Origin of the sequence: Pseudomonas sp. P20 (genome assembly GCF_016463925.1) — a bacterium.
In the GTDB taxonomy this organism is placed as follows: domain Bacteria; phylum Pseudomonadota; class Gammaproteobacteria; order Pseudomonadales; family Pseudomonadaceae; genus Pseudomonas; species Pseudomonas aeruginosa.
In genome coordinates this window covers 53,520-69,006 of the sequence record NZ_JAEMVM010000015.1, presented here as the reverse complement: position 1 = coordinate 69,006, position 15,487 = coordinate 53,520, and the positions used below count along the sequence as shown (strand labels likewise).

General features: G+C 68.8%; 13 protein-coding genes. 2 read left to right on the top strand and 11 right to left on the bottom strand.

The genetic code is table 11. The annotated features are described in order from the left end of the window. Nucleotides 1-82: 82 nt before the first annotated feature. Together JHD77_RS20555 and JHD77_RS20550 are read left to right on the top strand one after the other, a co-directional pair. On the top strand, nucleotides 83-544 hold the full coding sequence (locus tag JHD77_RS20555; protein WP_003089245.1) for an Lrp/AsnC family transcriptional regulator: 462 nt from the start codon (nucleotides 83-85) through the stop codon (nucleotides 542-544). A 71-nt stretch (nucleotides 545-615) separates the two neighbouring features. Continuing rightward, a complete protein-coding gene (locus JHD77_RS20550; protein WP_003113727.1) occupies nucleotides 616-909 on the top strand; it encodes an inner centromere protein in 294 nt (97 codons plus the stop codon). Here JHD77_RS20550 and JHD77_RS20545 read toward each other — a convergent pair whose 3' ends face one another. The 11 genes from JHD77_RS20545 to JHD77_RS20495 form a co-directional block, all read right to left on the bottom strand. Continuing rightward, nucleotides 910-1,911, bottom strand: coding sequence for a DNA topoisomerase IB (locus tag JHD77_RS20545; protein ID WP_003113726.1), 1,002 nt, complete (start codon nucleotides 1,909-1,911; stop codon nucleotides 910-912). A 55-nt stretch (nucleotides 1,912-1,966) separates the two neighbouring features. Further along, nucleotides 1,967-3,700 (bottom strand): FAD-dependent oxidoreductase, encoded by a 1,734-nt coding sequence (locus JHD77_RS20540; RefSeq protein ID WP_003113725.1) that lies wholly within the window; start codon nucleotides 3,698-3,700, stop codon nucleotides 1,967-1,969. A gap of 186 nt (nucleotides 3,701-3,886) precedes the next feature. Beyond that, on the bottom strand, nucleotides 3,887-4,954 hold the full coding sequence (locus JHD77_RS20535) for an acyltransferase family protein (protein WP_003089238.1): 1,068 nt from the start codon (nucleotides 4,952-4,954) through the stop codon (nucleotides 3,887-3,889). An 82-nt stretch (nucleotides 4,955-5,036) separates the two neighbouring features. Further along, entirely contained in the window at nucleotides 5,037-6,446 is a 1,410-nt protein-coding gene (locus tag JHD77_RS20530; RefSeq protein WP_023103170.1) for a lipid II flippase MurJ, read from the bottom strand. A 1-nt stretch (nucleotide 6,447) separates the two neighbouring features. Then, nucleotides 6,448-7,884 carry a biofilm formation protein PslJ gene (locus tag JHD77_RS20525; RefSeq protein ID WP_003089234.1) on the bottom strand — a complete coding sequence of 479 codons (1,437 nt, stop codon included), beginning with the start codon at nucleotides 7,882-7,884 and terminating at the stop codon, nucleotides 6,448-6,450. Between the two features lie 2 nt (nucleotides 7,885-7,886). After that, entirely contained in the window at nucleotides 7,887-8,990 is a 1,104-nt protein-coding gene (locus JHD77_RS20520; protein ID WP_023128884.1) for a glycosyltransferase family 4 protein, read from the bottom strand. Beyond that, nucleotides 8,981-10,189, bottom strand: coding sequence for a glycosyltransferase family 4 protein (locus JHD77_RS20515; protein ID WP_003158940.1), 1,209 nt, complete (start codon nucleotides 10,187-10,189; stop codon nucleotides 8,981-8,983). Before JHD77_RS20515 ends, JHD77_RS20520 begins: the two co-directional genes overlap by 10 nt. 8 nt (nucleotides 10,190-10,197) lie before the next feature. Beyond that, nucleotides 10,198-11,526: a cellulase family glycosylhydrolase gene (locus tag JHD77_RS20510; RefSeq protein WP_003089230.1), complete on the bottom strand. Its 1,329-nt coding sequence runs from the start codon at nucleotides 11,524-11,526 to the stop codon at nucleotides 10,198-10,200. Next, nucleotides 11,516-12,703 (bottom strand): glycosyltransferase family 4 protein, encoded by a 1,188-nt coding sequence (locus JHD77_RS20505; protein WP_003158941.1) that lies wholly within the window; start codon nucleotides 12,701-12,703, stop codon nucleotides 11,516-11,518. Before JHD77_RS20505 ends, JHD77_RS20510 begins: the two co-directional genes overlap by 11 nt. Continuing rightward, a complete protein-coding gene (locus tag JHD77_RS20500; RefSeq protein ID WP_003113719.1) occupies nucleotides 12,703-14,691 on the bottom strand; it encodes a GumC family protein in 1,989 nt (662 codons plus the stop codon). The genes JHD77_RS20505 and JHD77_RS20500 overlap by 1 nt, the downstream gene beginning before the upstream one ends. 14 nt (nucleotides 14,692-14,705) lie before the next feature. Then, entirely contained in the window at nucleotides 14,706-15,476 is a 771-nt protein-coding gene (locus JHD77_RS20495) for a polysaccharide biosynthesis/export family protein (RefSeq protein ID WP_003089227.1), read from the bottom strand. Between the last annotated feature and the right edge of the window lie 11 nt (nucleotides 15,477-15,487).

Here is a 15,487-nt window from a genome sequence, read left to right as displayed (position 1 = left end):
TTTGCTCCAAATTGACTAAGGTATTCCGGCAGTATTGGGTTGTTTGAACTACAAGAATCGCTAACAAGAGAAACAACGCACCATGGCTGAACTCGACCGCATCGACCTGAAAATCCTCCGTGCCCTGGCCGACGACGGCCGCCTGAGCTGGCGCGATCTCGCCCAGAAGGTCGGCCTGTCGCTGACGCCGACGCTGCGCCGGGTACGCCGCCTGGAAGAGGAACACTACATCCAGGGCTACTTCGCCCGGCTCGACGAGGAGCGCCTGTCCGGGGCGATGAGCGTGTTCGTCTCGGTGTCCCTGGAAAAGCAGACCGGCGACTACCTCGCTCGCTTCGAGGAACGCATCGTCGATGCGCCGCAGGTCATGAGCTGTTTCCAGATGACCGGCGATGCGGACTACATGCTGCGGGTTGTAGTCAAGGATCTCGCCGCCTACCAGGCGTTCCTCACCAATACCCTGACCTGCATTCCCGGCGTGGCTGGCATCAAGTCGGCCTTCGCGCTGAAGTCGGTGATGCTGCGCTCGGCCCCGCCGCTCTAAGCATAGACCCTGTCTATCTGCGTAACGTTACGCTATTCTGATTGCGTAACGTTACGCAGATAGAGGCGTTCATGAAAGCCAGCAAACCCGGGCCCAAGCCGAGCGGCAAGGCCAAGTCGGCCGCCCAGCGGATGCGCGAATACCGCGCGCGCAAGGCCGAAGAGGCCCTCGGCGCCGAGCATTCCGACAAGGAGCGCGAGCGGCAGATCCGCCGTGAGGCGCGCGCCGAACTCGAACGCGTGAAGCTGGAGCAGCAGCGCCGCGAACACACCCTGCGCAAGGAACTGGAAGCCTGCCAGACCGAGATTGGCCGCCTGCTCGGCCTGCTGCGCCGGCACGGCATCGATCCGCACCCGGGCAACTGATCAGCCGGGCGTGTCGAGGAAGGCCAGCAGGGTCGCTTCCTCGGCACTCAGCCAGCGGCGCTTGCGGGCGCGCCTGAGCTGGCCCAGTTGCCCGGCCTGGTAGGCCTCGATGATCGCCGGGTGGATGTAGCATTGCCGGCAGATCGCCACGCTGTTGCCCAATTCGGCGGCGACCTCCGCCACCACCGCGCCAAGCCCGTCGGCTTCGGCACGCCGCAGGCGCTCCAGCGCCAGCGCGCTGCCGGCCCAGGTACGGTAGTCCTTGGCGCTGAAATCCTCGCCGGTATGCCGGCGCAGGTACTCGTTGATGTCGTGGGAGCCGATGCGGTGCGGCTGGCCGTCCTCGTCCAGGTACTGCAAGAGGTCCTGGCCGGGCAATTCCAGGCAGCGCCGCAGCACCCGCGCCAGGCGCGGATGCTCCAGGCTGACGTCGTGCTCGATGCCGCTCTTGCCCTTGAAGCGGAACCGGATGCGACTGCCGTTCACGTCCACGTGCCGGGTACGCAGGGTGGTCAGGCCGTAGGAGCGGTTGTCGCGGGCGTAGCGGTGGTTGCCGACGCGGATCAGGGTGGCGTCGAGCAGCGCAACCGCCAGGGCCACCACCTTGTCGCGACCGAGGCCGGGCAGGCGCAACTGGGCGTCGATGTGCCGGCGCAGCCGCGGCAGCGCCTGGCCGAAGCGCAGCAGGCGCTCGTACTTGTCGGCATCGCGTACCTCGCGCCAGCGCGGGTGGTAGCGGTACTGCTTGCGCCCACGGGCGTCGCGGCCGGTGGCCTGGAGATGGCCGTTGGGGTCGGGACAGATCCAGACCTCGCGATAGGCCGGCGGAATGGCCAGCTTGTCCAGCCGGCGGATCTCCTCGGCGTCGCCGATGCGCTGGCCGTCGGCATCGAAATAGACGAAGCGCTTGCCCTGCCGGCGTCGACGGATGCCCGGCTGGCGGTCGTCGACGTAGCAGAGGCCGGCGGGCAGGGCGGGGATATCCGGTGGCGCTGCGCTCATGCTTGGGTTCCGAAGGAAAGCTTGCCTGTTTAGGCCGCTGCGCCCGCTGGAACGTTCAACCGCGCTGCGCTTGCTCCTGCTCGTAGCCGAGGGCGCCGGCGATATGGCGGCCGGCGATGTAGCCGAAGGTCAGCGCCGGCCCCAGGTTGATGCCGCCGGAGGGATAGTGGCCGGCGAACAGGCTCGCCATGTCCGCGCCCGCCGCGTACAGGCCGGGGATCGGCTGCCCGCCGCCGTCCAGCACGCGGGCCTGGGCGTCGGTCTTCAGCCCGGCGAAGGTGCCGAAGCAGCCGGGCTCGACCTGCACCGCGTAGTACGGTCCGCGTTCGATGGGGGCGACGCAGGGATTCGGCCCCGGATACGCCGGGTCGCCCTGCTTGCGGTTGAATGCCGTGCCGCCGCGGCCGAACTCTGGGTCGCGGCCCTCGCGGGCGTGGCGGTTGTATTCGGCGACGGTGGCGGCCAGGCCGGACGGGTCGATGCCGCAGCTCCTTGCCAACTGATCCAGGCTGGTCCCGCGCTTGAGATAGCCGCTGCGCAGGTGCGCGGCGATCGGCAGCGGCGCCGGACGCACGTAGCCGAGGCCGTAGCGACGCAGGAAGCGCCGGTCGCAGACCAGCCAGGAGCGTGCCGGCTGCCCGGGCGGGGTGGCCTCGAGCAGGGCGGCGACATAGTCGTGGTAACCGTGCGCCTCATTGACGAAGCGCCTGCCGTTGGCCAGCACGCCGATCAGCCCGGGCTTGCCGCGCTCGATGATGTGCGGGAAGTGCCCGGTCTCGCCATCGCCGTGGGGAACTCGCGAGACCGGCGCCCAGGCGATCGGCGAGCGCAGGTCGTCGGCCACCCGGCCGCCGGCGCTTTCCCCCAGGCGCAAGCCGTCGCCGTTGCAGCCCGGCGGCGGCAGCGGCAGCAGGGTGTCCAGGGTGGGGGCCAGCTCGGCGCGGCGCTGCGGATCATGGGGAAAGCCGCCGCAGGCCAGGACCACGGCGCCTGCCTCGATGCGCAGGAGTCCCTCGGCGCTCTCGACCAGCGCGCCGACCACCTTGCCGTCACGCAGCAGCAGTTCGCGGGCTGGCGCCGATTCGATCAGGCGCACACCCAGGGCTTCGGCGGACTTGGCCAGGCGCGCTACCAGGGCCACACCATTGACCAGGTGCATGGCGCGACCGTAGCGCAGCAGGTGCCAGAGGTGGCTGGAAAAGCGCCGGGCGACATGCAGGAAGGCCGGCAGCGAGCGGGTCAGGTCGAGGAAGGCGGCGAGGTCGGCGCCGGCCATGATCGGCATGCCCATGAACGAGGTCTCCCGCAGGGTCTTGCGCAGGCGCGGCAGCAGCGGGCCCAGTTGCCGTGCGTCATAGGGCGCGGCGACCAACTGGTGGCCGCCCTCGGCGGCGCCCGGCGTGTCGCCATGCATGTCCGGGATGCCGTTGCCGTCGACGAACCGCAGGTGGGTGTGGCGCTCGAAGAAGGCCACCATGTGCGGGCAGGCTTCGAGGAAGGCGTCGATCCGCGCGGCGTCGTAACGCTCGCCCAGTTCGTGGCGCAGGTAGGTACGCGGTTGCTCGATATCCTCCTCGATACCGGCGCGACGCGCCAGCGGGTTGCGCGGCAACCAGGCCCAGCCGCCGGACCAGGCGCTGGCGCCGCCGAACACCGGGTCCTTCTCCACCAGGACTACCCGGCGCCCGTGCCAGGCCGCGGTCACCGCCGCCGCCAGCCCGGCGGCGCCGGAGCCGACGACCAGCACGTCACAGGTTAGCGGGGTGGTCTCGACGGCCGCAGAGGTCATGGCTTCTCCCTTTTTCAAGATTTCGGAACGATGTTCCATATTCTAGGGAGGCAATGCCCGCGTACCAACCCGCTCAGCGAAAGGAGCGGGCGATCATCGGCCAGGTCGAAGCGAGGTCGGCCGCCCGTTAGGGAAAAGGGAGACGGGAGGGGAAAGGCCCGGCGCAGGCGCGCCGGGCCGAGGGCGTCAGCGCGCTTCGCCGCCGCCCTGGACCGCGGCGGCCTTCTTGCGCACCGGGAAGGGGAAGTAGAGGGCGCGCAGCAGCGCGACGCGCTTGATCACTTCGCCGATCAGCAGCGAGACGATCACCGAGATCACCAGGGCGACGCTGGCAGCGGCCGGTTCCGACAGACCCAGGTGGACCAGCAGGTTGAAGGTCTTGTGCTGGATCTCGCCGTGGAAGATCAGCAGGATCAGGGTCGACTGGCCGATGTAGGTCATCGCCTTGCCCAGCCAGTCGATCTTCATCATCAGCCCGGACAGCGCCCAGCACAGGTAGACGCCGCTCACTGCCTGGACGGTGGCCCAGAACCAGTGGTCGTAGCGGCGCTGCGCCATGTCCACCACCGTCGGGTAGTAGAGGAAGCTGGCGGTGGTCACGGCAAGGGCGATGCACAGGGTCAGCAACGAACTCTGGTGGCGACGCAGGACGTCGCGCAGGACATAGCCGAACATGAAGTGGGCGCTGCTGATCAGGGTGATGTCCAGGCTGAACGGCAGGCCCGGCAGCAGGTACTGTTCGCCGCCGAACTCCACCGGGATCTGCCAGAACGTCTTGAGGAACAGGATGCCCAGGCCCAGTTGCACGGCCAGCAGCACGCAACTGGCGGCGAGGGACAGGCCGAGACGCTGGATGACGCGCAGCATGAACCAGGCGAACAGGGTCGCTACCCAGAAGTGCGGCAGGTACCAGAGCGCCTGCCAGGGCAGGGTGTCGACCGAGGCGTACAGCACTCCGCCGATGTCCGGCAGCAGCGGCTGGCCGCGCAGCAGGTCGCGGAGGATGACGTAGCCGAGCATGGTCACGAAGAACGGCTTGAGCAGGGCGTCGGCCTTGCGCAGGGCCATCTCGCCGAAGGGTTGCTCGGTCCTGAAGAACACCCCGGAAATGAAGAAGAACAGCGGCAGGATGAACGGAGAGAGCAACGGATAGAGCACGGTCGGCGAACTGGCGACGAACCAGCTGTGCCCGAAGACGATGATCAGGATGCCCACGCCGCGGGTCACATCCATCTGAATCCAGCGTTTTTTCACTTTGCAACTCCCGCTTGACGCGCTAACTCACAGTGGTTGTTCGAAGGCCCCCAGGGCCAGGCTCCCTACCCGGAGCCATGGGTCAATCGGTGCGCCAGGGCCGCAGCCAGAGCGCCATGCCGAGCAGCGCCAGGCAGCCGGCGACGGTGCCCAGGCCCAATTGCAGCCAGATACCGTCGATGCGGAACAGCAGGCCGGCGGCGAGCGCCATGGCCAGGGCGCTCAGTAGCCACAGCCGGGCCCAGGGCAGGGCGCCGAGCAGGGCCTGGCGACGCATCAGCAGCAGCGCGGTGCAGAGCACCCCGCCAAGGGCCGCGAGGGGAATCCCCGGCAGTCCGAAAATCAACGGCAGGACCGCCAGCAGCGCGGCGTTCAGCGCGCTGCCGAGCAGCTCGCAGCGCAGCGGCAGGCGAGTATCGCCGGCGGCGTAGGCGTAACGCGCCAGCAAGGCATTCCAGGCGCCGAACACCAGTGGCACGGCGAACCAGGCCAGCAGCGCCGGCAACGGCGAGCCGGCGGTCTGCCGCGGCAGCAACAGGGCCACCAGGCCGGGTGCGGCAGCGACCAGCCCGACCCCGGCCGGCAGGGTCAGCAGGCTGGCGGTCTCCAGGCCGCGGCGAAGCAGGGCCAGGCGCTCGCCACCCTGGCGTCGGCTCATCATGCCGAGCAACACCTGGTTGAGGCTCATCAGGGCGATCAGCGGCAGGTTCATCAGCTTGCGCGCCAGGTTGACCCAGGTCACCGCGCCTTCGCCGAGCAGCGAGGCCACCAGCCGCTCGACCAGCGCCAGGCCCTGGCTGGCGGCGTTGCTCAGCAGCAGCGGAGCGATGCGCCCGCCAAGCTCGCCCAGTTCGACGCCGGACAGGCGCCAGTGCCAGGGCCGCCAGCCCTCGATCCATAGCGAAGGCAGCAGCACCAGCGGCATCAGCAGGCTGCCGAGCAGGCAGGCCAGGGCCAGTTGTTCGGGCTGGCTGGCCTGGCCGTGCAAGGCCAGGTAGAGCACCGGCGGCAGGTTGAACAGCAGCGAGCCGAGCCCAGCCAGGACGAAGCGCTCGGCGGCCTGCAGGGGGATGCTGAATAGCGCATGGAGCATCAGCCCCGGCACGCACCAGGCGAGGACCCGCAAGTTGGCCGCGGCCTGGGCGCTGGCCGTCTCGGCCAGGCCCGGACCGAGCAAGCGCACCAGCCAGGGCGCCGCCGCCAGCAGCAGGAGGCTGAGCGCCACGGCGATACCGAGCAGCGCCGGGAGGATTGCCGCCAGCCAGTCGAGGCGACGTTCGCCCTGGCGTTCGAGGAACAGTGGCAGGGCCGCCGCGCTGAGCACGCCGCCGGCCAGCGACATGCGCAGGGCCTCGGGCAGGAACAGGGCGATGAGGAAGGCGTCGCTGCGCTCGCCGGCGCCCCAGGAGGCCACCAGCAGCCATTCGCGGGCGAAGCCCAGGCACAGGCCGAGCAGGGTGGCCAGGGTCAGCCAGAAGGCGGAGCCGAGCATCTCAGGCCTCGGCCCCGCGCTCGAGCTGTCGCTTGAGCTTGCGATAACCCACCGCCCGCGGTTGCGGCTGGCGTTCCGGGAACAGCCGGCGGGCTTCCAGCAGGTTGATCCCGACCAGCAGCCAGAACAGGCCGATCATCACCACGGCGAAGCTGAAGTAGTGGTCGAACAGGCCGCTGACCAGCGCCGCCAGGATGCCGCCCGTACTGCCCAGCCAGATCGCGTTGTCGCGGGTCAGGCGGATCGGGCCTTTCTCCGGACGGGCTTCGCGCCACCAGCGCCAGGTCACCGCGATGAACAGCAGCATGCCGCCGAGGCCGACCTTGTACATGAAGTTCAGCCACAGGTTGGAGATGCCCAGGAGGTCGGTACCCGGCACCGGCGGGTCGACCTTGAAGCCGATTCCCAGCGGATAGCGGGCGACGGCCTTGGGGAACATCCGATACTCGTCGAAGCGCACCTCGGTACTGGCGTTCTGCGGCGAGAAGATGGTCGCCAGGCGTTCCTGCAACGGCGGGTAGCTGAGCACCAGGACCACCACCAGGCCGACCCCGAGCAACAGCAGGCGGCCGGTGTAGGGCACCTTGCGCAGGGACATCCAGAACAGCACCACCGCCAGGCTGAGCATCGCCCCGCGGGAACTGGCGAGGAGGATCGCGGCGGCGCCGAGGACCGCCACGGCGAGGCCCAGGCCGCGCCGCCAGCCCTGGTTGGCGACCCCGTAGCAGAACGCCAGGGGCAGCAGCAGGGCCATGATCCCGCCGGTGGCGTTGGGGTGCATCCATGGCGAGCCCATCCGCGAGGAAAGCGCCTCCAGGCCGAACTTGAGGGTGTCCAGGTTGGCGTAGTTGAACATCGCCAGGATCGGCGCCATCCCCGACGCCGAGCGGTAGCGGATGAACACCGCGATGGACATCAGCAGCATCGCCAGGGTGCCCAGCAGCAGCGCGATGACCAGTGTCTCGCGGTTCTTGCGCTCCACCAGCAGGCGTCCGGCGAGGAACACGATGGACAGGTTGAGCAACCAGCGCAGCCAGTTCGACAGGCCGCTGGCCTCGGCCTTGATGCTGACCTGGCCGACCACGAACGGCAGCACGGTGAACAGCATCAGCCACAGCAGCATGCGCTCGGTGGAGCGGTAGCGCAGCGCCGGCGCCGGCGGCAGGCGCGAGAGGAAGATGTGCCAGAGCACCGCGCCCCAGGTCAGGGCGAGGATCGCTTCGCTGACCGTCGAACGGATCCCCACGTTGACCGTGGAGTAGGGCATGAAGGTCGCCACCAGGGCGAACAGCAGCAGCCCCCAGAACGGGAAGCGCAGGATGGTGACCGCGGCCGCCAGGCCGACCATGGCGGCGCCGGCCTTGGCCGGGCTGAGCATCAGCAGCGCTCCGCCGAAGGCCAGGCCGAAGACGACAGCGACGAGGTTTCCCAACGACATTCTCAACTCAGTTCCTCGATCAGTGCGGCCAGCCGTTGCCGGTAGGCTTCTCGGTTGAAGCGCGCGGCCCAGGCGATGAGTTCTTCCGCCGAGGCTTCGCGCGGCGCATCGGCCAGGCGCAGCATCAGGCGTTCCAGGGCGGCGCCGTCGCTGGGCGAGAAGCGCGGCGCCGACGGCGGGGTGACTTCGTCCAGCGAGGTGCCGCTGGCCACCGCCACCGGCGTGCCGACGCTCAGCGCCTCGACCACCGGCAGGCCGAAGCCTTCCGCGTAGGACGGTTGCCAGAGCCGCTCGGCCTGGCGGTACAGCGCGTGCAGTTCGGCGTCGTCGAGCCCGCCGAGCGCGTGCAGGCCGGGCAAGCCGCGTTGTTCCTCGGGCAGGTGGTCGAGGCTGCCGACCAGCACCAGCGGCGGCACGCCGGGCGCCTGGGCGCGCGCCCGGGCCCAGGCACTGACGAACCAGGGCACGTTCTTGCGCAGTTCGCGGGTACCCACCAGCAGCCAGTAGCGTGGCGGCAGGCCGCGTGCCGAGAGGTCGGCGGGTTCGCCGGCGAAGCCGTCGACCTGGTTGGGCAGCACCCGGACTTTCCCGGCGACCCCGGGAAACAGCCGCACAGCCTCGGCGGCGCTGTACTGCGAAGGGGTCCAGACACGGTCGGCGACACGCAGCGCATAGGCGATCGACAGGTAGTCGCTGACCCGATAGACCAGTGCCTTGAGGCGGTTGGCGTGGTAGTTCTTCAGGGTGATCTGGAACAGGTCGTGGATCAGCAGCGCATAGCGCACACCCGGCGGACGCGGCGGTAGCGGCAGGCCCATGTTGAAGGTGCTGATGTACAGGTCGATGTCCTGTTCGCGCAAGGCGCGTGGGAGGAACCCGGCTTCGAAGCGCAGGCGCTGGTGCGGCTGGTGCATCGCGGTGCGCGGGCAGCCCCACGGCGGGCAGACCGCCCGCTGGCGCAGCGGGTCGTCGAGAGGGGCCACGGTGAAGCGGGTCACCTGCGTGCCGGGCAGGCTTTCCAGGGCCTGCTCCATGGCATAGACCTGGCGGCTGATGCCCGAGTGCGGCGAGCTGCCGACGGTGCGGTAGTCGAGTCCTATGCGCATGCCGGCGCTCCTTCGGCGAGGCCGGCGTAGACCTGTTCCAGTTGGCTGGCGGCGACGCTCCAGTCGTGCGCGCGACGTACGTAGGCGCGGCCGTTCTCGCCCAGCGCGCGGGCCTGCGCCGGGTCCTGCAACAGGCGCACCACGGCGTTGGCGAGCTGCTCGGCGGATTCGCCGCCGAGGTAGTCCTCGCCGTCCCGCAGTTCCAGGCCGGAAACGCCCTGCGCGGTACTCGCCAGCGGCAGCCCGGCGGCCAGGGCCTCGAGCACCTTCAGCTTCGAACCGCCGCCATGGCGCAGCGCGGCGAGGAATACCGAACTGCTCGATTGCAGTTGCAGCAGGTCGGGAACGAAGCCTTGCCATTCGATGCGCGGATCGCTCCAGCGTTGCGCCCACTCCGCCGGCAGCGCATAGCCGCAGACGCTCATGCGCGCCTCGGGGCAGTGTGCCCAGACCCGCGGCAGGATCTCGTCGAGCATCCATTCCACGGCATCGACGTTCGGTGCGTATTCGTAGTTGCCGAGGAACAGCACGCGCTGCGCTTCGGGCGTCGGCCGGGCGGCGGCGAAGTGCTCGCAGTCGACCCCGTTGACCACCACTGGCACCGGGCGCCCGAGCATCGCGCCGAGCTGCCGCGCATCTTTCTCGGTCACGGCGACGACCGCTGCCGCCTGGCTCATCACCCGGCGTTCCCAGCGGCGGTAACGCCACTGGTCGTAGCGCACGAAGGGCAGCGCCCAGCCCGGCAGACGGTCGTAGGTGGCGGCACCGAGGGACGACTCGACGTTGTGCTCGGTGAGCACGAACGGCTGGCCGGCGTCGCGCAGCGGTCGCTCGTAGGGCTGGAAGCTATAGCTGTGCTCGACCTGGACCACGTCCCAGGGCTCGCGCAGCAACTCCGTGGCGGTGCGTTGCAGCTCCGCCGACAGGCCGTTGACGCTGGCCAGCAGCGGGTAGGGCGCGAACAGCGCGGCGAGCAGCGTGGAGAGGCTGCGCAGCGGTCGGCGCGGCAGCACGACCAGGCGTTCGAGGAAGGGCTCCAGGGCCTGGCGGTCCTCGGCGCTCACCGGCTGCTTGCTGTGCAGCAGCACTGTGATCCGGTGGCCGCGTGCCGCGAGGCTGCGCAGCAGGTGGTACTGGCGGGTCTTGCCGCCGCTGGTGGTGGGCCAGGGCGAGTAGGGCAGGATCCAGAGAATACGCATGGGTGGCTTCACTCCCAGACCAGCATCTGCAGGCTGGACTTCACCGGGACTTCCAGGCCGTCGCTGCCGCTCAAGGGCGTGACCTTGCCGCTGAGCGGATCGTGCAGGGTGGCCTCCTTGAGCTTCGGCAGGCGCACGTTGCCGCCGCGGGCCGACCAGAACAGCCAGACGTTGCGACCGTCCTCGCGGGTCCAGCCGATGCTGAAGGAACCGTCGGGCAGGTCCTCGGTGACCGGCGGGTCGGCCGGGCGCAGCTTCGGCCCGGTGACCTTGAGGAAGCGTTGCAGGGCCAGGTAGACCGGCTTGGGGTTGGCGTCCAGGTCGAGCAGGCCGTAGTCGCGGTCGCGCACGCTGGCGCGCTGGTCGAGATCGCTGAGGGTGAAGAGGAAGATCCGGTCGTAGTCCAGCGCACTCATCAGCGCCAGGCGACGCAGCACGTAGTCGGCCTGGCCTTCGACGCCAATGATGTCCTGCAACTCCTTCGGCCCCTTGTAGGCCGACCAGCCCCACTCGGTGCTCCAGATCGCCGGCACGCCGGCGTTGCGCAGGGCGCGGTTGATCTGGTTGGCGTGGGAGACGAAGTCCAGGTTCCACGGGTAGTTGCCTTCCGGCAACTGGGTATAGGGGTGGTAGGTGGCGATGGTGCCGAGGCTCTCCACGCCCAGGTGGCCGAGGGCGTCGAACATGGTGCGGCCGTCGGGCATCTCGCTGAAGAAGGCCATGCCGGCGGAAACCACCGGCTTCTCCGGGTCGACCATGCGCAGGGCGATGGTGCTGGCCTGGAGCAGCTTGGCGTAGCCTTCCGGGTCGGCCTTGGGCCGCCAGAAGCCGATCAGGTTGGGCTCGTTCCATACCTGCCAGGCGGCCACGCTCGGGTAGCGCTGCGAGAGCATCGCCATGCGCCGGGCGAAGACTTCCGGGTCGCGCGGCGGATACTGGTCCTGGAAGGGCGAGTAGAACGGCGCGGTGGTGATGAAGCGGGCCGAGCCGACCAGGTAGAACACCGACTTCAGCTGGCGCGCCTCGAGATCCTTGACCAACTGGTCGAGGGAGGCCAGCTGGTACTGGTCCTCGGCGGTTTCCAGGCGGTCCCAGTGCAGGTCCAGGCGCACCCACTCCAGCCCCAGGTCCTGCAGGCGGTCGATCTGCTTGTTGTAACGCTCCGGGCTGAACCAGAGGAACTGCGCGTTGACCCCGAGGAAGTCTTTCCAGACCACCGCGCGAGGCGCCTTCAGTACCTGGATCTCGGCGTCGGCGGGACGCCCCCAGAACACCAGCAGCAGTACCACGGCGAGCAGCAGCGCGCTGCCGCCCAGATAGAGTCCCTTACGTGCCATGAACGGTTCCCACCATGTCGTTGAACAGTGCCTGGAAGCGCAGCGCGGTGCGCGGCCAGGTCCGCGCATGGCCGATCGCTCCGGCGCGCTCGGCCCAGGCCTGTGCCAGGCGGGGTTCGCGAGCGAGGTTCAACAACTGTTCGGAGAGGGCTGCCACGTCTCCCTGAGGGTAGATGGCGCCGTTGCCGCTGGCGACTTCCTCGGCGAAGGCACGAGCGTCCGAGGTGATCGCGCCGCGCCCGCAGGCTGCCGCCCAGGACAGGGCGCCGCTGGTGCCGCGCTGCTGGCCGAGCAGACCGAGTTTCTTCGACTCGCGGTACGGCAGGACCATCACGTGGTGGGCCTGGATGGTACGCGGGATGTCCGCGGCGGCCAGGTTCAGGTTCCAGTCGATGGCGTCGGCCAGGCCAAGCTCGGCGATCTGTGCCTTCAACTGGTCGAGGTAGTTGCCGCCGGCGCCGAAGGCCATTTCCGCGGCGGTGCCGCCGGCCAGGGTCAGGCGCACGCGCTGGCGCATCTCCGGCGCGCTGGCGAACAGGTCGGCGAGGGCCTCGAGCAGGTCCTCGATGCCTTTGCCGCGATAGATGAATCCGAAGTACAGCAGGCGCAGGGTGTCCAGCGACGGCAGCGGCACCGTGGCGATCTCCAGGTTGCCGTGGTTGATCACCTCGACCCGCCCGGGCGGCAGGCGCATCCGCCGGGCCAGGCACTCGCCGCCCAGGCCGGTGAGGGTCACCAGGCGCGTCAGGCCCTGGGCCACGGCACGTTCTTCGCGCAGGGTCAGCGGGTCGGCGAGCACCACGGCGGCCTGGGGCAGGGGAGAGGGCAGGCGTTCCAGCAGGTTCAGCGGCCAGGGCAGGCGCTCGCGGCGCCAGACCATGCGCTCCGGATCGTGCACCGTGGCGCTCAGCGGCAGGCGCGGGAAGCGCTTGCGCAGCTCGCGCAGGGCGATGAACTCGCCCAGGCGGCCGCCGCCGAGTTCGGCATGGACCAGGTCGAAGCCGTTCCAGTCGACGCTGTCCAGCCGGCTGGCGATATTCGCGCTGTCGGCCGCCACGCCGGCGAGCGGCGTGGCTACTTCGATGCCGAGACCCTGCAGGGCGTTGCGGAAATGACTGGCGTAGTCGGCGATGCCATTCTTTTCCGGCGGCAGGGGCGCGAGGAGGGCGATCCGCATCAGAACGCGCTCCGGTAGCGGGCGATGGTCTGCAGGACCTTGCTCGGCACCTCGAAGCGGCGCCGGTTGATGATGATCCCGTCGACCTTGCCGAATGCCGTGGTGAGGATGGTCAGCGCATGCTCGACCACCGGCACGGTGCTCTTCTGCGCCTCTACCACCAGGGCGATCAGGTCGGCGCGGCGCAGGGCGATGAAGGCCTCGCGGCTGTCCAGCAGGGCCGGCGCGTCGAGCAATACCACCTCACCCGGCTGGGCCGGTTCGCCGCCGATCCGCACGCGCACGCCGTTTTCCTCCAGCAGGCGGCGCAGTTGCTCGATGATGAAGGTCACGCCTTCACCGTGGCGCGCCGAGGTCAGGCCCAGGGTCAGGCCCTTTTCCTCGATGCGCGCGTAGGGCAGCAGCCCGTACAGCCGGTAGATGCTGGCGGTGAAGGCGTTGCTGCTCTCCGCGGTGCTGTTGCTCAGCTCCGGCAGGGTGGTCCACAGCGGCAGGCCGAATTTCTCCTCGACCAGGCCGCCGTCGTGGATGCGCTGGTCGAGCAGGTAGCAGAGATAGACCACCAGCAGGCCGACGGCGAGGCCGAAGGGCACGGCGAGGAACAGCATCAGCAGGGTTTTCGGGAAGATCCGCCCGGGGTTGTAGGTGGCTTCCTCGATCACCGAGATGTTGCTGATCTGGCTCTTGTCCAGTTCACGGTCGATCCGCGATTTCTCCAGGCTGTCGACGTACAGCGCGTAGTTGCGCTCGGTGGCGTTCAGCTCGCGCTGCAGGCGCGCCAGGGTCGGCTCGATGTCCAGCGCTTCGCGCCGTTGCGCCTCGAGTTCGGCGAGCTGCTTTTCCTGCTCCGCGAGCTGGGTGCGCAGGGCCGCGTTGTTGCTGGTCTCGTCCAGCAGGACCCGTTCCAGGTGAGTGGTCAGGGTGTTCGGCGCGCGGTCCTCGGAACTCTGCACGGTGGCGCCTTCGTCCTGGACTTCCTTCTCCAGGGCACGGATCGAGGCGTCCAGGGCCTTCACCGGCGGCGCGTCGTCGGTGTAGGTGCGCATCATGTCGGCGCGTTCCAGGCGCTTCTGGTTGAGCAGCCGGCGCAGGTCCTGCTGCGCCGGGTTCAGCGCGATCTGCCGCACCGTGACGATCTCCCTGGGCAGCCCCTTGAGTTGCTGGCGGGTGGATTCCAGGGCGCTGTCGGAGGAGGCGATCAGGCGGATCGAGTTGAAACGCTCGCCGCGCAGCACGTTGATCCGCTCGGACAGGTCCTGCAGGCGGTCCTCGATGCTGGATGCGCCGATCTCGTTGAGGTGCTTGAGGATCTGCGCCTTGTAGCTCTTGATCTGCGCCGCGCTGTCGGCAGTCTGCGCCTCGTAGAAGGCGTACAGGCTCTTGCGGCCGAGCGCCTGGGTGCGCTCTTCCATGTAGATCTCGATCCAGGCCTTGACCACTTCCTGGGCGACTTCCGGCTCGCTCCAGGTGAAGCTGATCTCCATCACCGTCGAGCCGGCCGCATGGGTGACCTCGAATTTCTTCTCGAGGTCCTTGGCCAGGCGCTCGACCGCGGTGGTTTCCTCGATCACGCCGAAGGTTTCCAGGGTCACGCGAATCCCGTCGAACACCGCGCCGATGGCCTTCTTCACATAGAACTTGGTGCGCTTCCACAGGCCCTCCGGCGGCGGCCGGTTGGCCAGCACCTCGAGGTAGCGCTCGGCCACCTGACGGACGATCGGCCGGCCGGTGAGCAGGCGCTCTTCGTCGACGATAGGGTCGCGCTGGGTGCTCGGCATCACCAGCGCCTGGCGGTTGCTGATCTCTATCGGCAGGGTCGAGTCACGGCCCGGCTTGACCAGCAGGCGTGCGTTGGACTCGTACTTGGCCGGCAGCAGGAAGGCGCCGAGGACGATGATCACCACCGCGCTGAGGGCCGCCAGCTTGAACTCGCGCTGGTAGATGAACAGCAGGCGCAACAGATCACGCAAGGAACGAATTTCTATCATGGCGATGTCGCTCCTCAGCGATCGTTGTTGACGGTGTAGCTGACGCCGACGCCGATGGACTTGGCGAAGGGCAGCAACTGGTTCAGGTAGACGTCGACGCCCTCGATACGGTCGCCGACCATCGACTTGGGCACGAAGACGATGTCGCCACGCTGCATGGCCAGGGGCTTGCGGCCTTCCGGCCCGATCTTCATCAACTGGCTGAAGTCGAGGAAGTAGGCGTGATAGCGGCCTTCCGAGTCCTCGCGCATGAGCGCCACGCGGCGGGCGTCGCCCACCGGCAGGATGCCGCCGGCGCCGAGGATCGCCTGCTCCATGTTGTTGGCGGCGGGGATCGGCACGGCCGACGGGTTGCGCACCGCGCCGCCGACGAACACCGTATTGCCCGGCGCCTGGTTGATGTTCACCGTGACCCGCGGCTCGCGGTAGATCGGCGCGAGCTTGGTGGTCAGCTCGTTGGCGATTTCCTGCGGCGTGCGGTGCGCGGCCTGGATGCGACCGATGAACGGATAGTAGATGCTGCCGTCGTTGAGCACGGTGTACAGCGTCAGTTCATAGATGGTGGCGACGTTGAACGCCGAGAGGGTCGGCATCTCCCCGGCATCGCGGACGATCCGCAGGGTGTCCCCGACGCGCACCCGCTCCATCGCCGGCGGTAGCCTGGCGAGTTCTTCCAGGGCACGCTTGCCGCTGTCCACGGTGTCGCTGTCCGGTGCGGGAATCCGTGCGGGGGTGTTGCATGCGGCCAGGGCGAGCATGGCGAGCATGAGGAGGGTGCGTTTCATGAGGGAGCACT

Excerpts from the sequence above, each read along its gene's own strand:
- JHD77_RS20515 (WP_003158940.1), bottom strand. The coding sequence starts at position 10,189 with ATGCGTATTCTCTGGATCCTGCCCTACTCGCCCTGGCCCACCACCAGC.
- JHD77_RS20505 (WP_003158941.1), bottom strand. The coding sequence starts at position 12,703 with ATGCGGATCGCCCTCCTCGCGCCCCTGCCGCCGGAAAAGAATGGCATC.
- JHD77_RS20495 (WP_003089227.1), bottom strand. The coding sequence starts at position 15,476 with ATGAAACGCACCCTCCTCATGCTCGCCATGCTCGCCCTGGCCGCATGC.
- JHD77_RS20525 (WP_003089234.1), bottom strand. The coding sequence starts at position 7,884 with ATGTCGTTGGGAAACCTCGTCGCTGTCGTCTTCGGCCTGGCCTTCGGC.
- JHD77_RS20555 (WP_003089245.1), top strand. The coding sequence starts at position 83 with ATGGCTGAACTCGACCGCATCGACCTGAAAATCCTCCGTGCCCTGGCC.
- JHD77_RS20545 (WP_003113726.1), bottom strand. The coding sequence starts at position 1,911 with ATGAGCGCAGCGCCACCGGATATCCCCGCCCTGCCCGCCGGCCTCTGC.
- JHD77_RS20520 (WP_023128884.1), bottom strand. The coding sequence starts at position 8,990 with ATGCGCATAGGACTCGACTACCGCACCGTCGGCAGCTCGCCGCACTCG.
- JHD77_RS20540 (WP_003113725.1), bottom strand. The coding sequence starts at position 3,700 with ATGACCTCTGCGGCCGTCGAGACCACCCCGCTAACCTGTGACGTGCTG.
- JHD77_RS20530 (WP_023103170.1), bottom strand. The coding sequence starts at position 6,446 with ATGCTCGGCTCCGCCTTCTGGCTGACCCTGGCCACCCTGCTCGGCCTG.
- JHD77_RS20500 (WP_003113719.1), bottom strand. The coding sequence starts at position 14,691 with ATGATAGAAATTCGTTCCTTGCGTGATCTGTTGCGCCTGCTGTTCATC.
- JHD77_RS20510 (WP_003089230.1), bottom strand. The coding sequence starts at position 11,526 with ATGGCACGTAAGGGACTCTATCTGGGCGGCAGCGCGCTGCTGCTCGCC.
- JHD77_RS20550 (WP_003113727.1), top strand. The coding sequence starts at position 616 with ATGAAAGCCAGCAAACCCGGGCCCAAGCCGAGCGGCAAGGCCAAGTCG.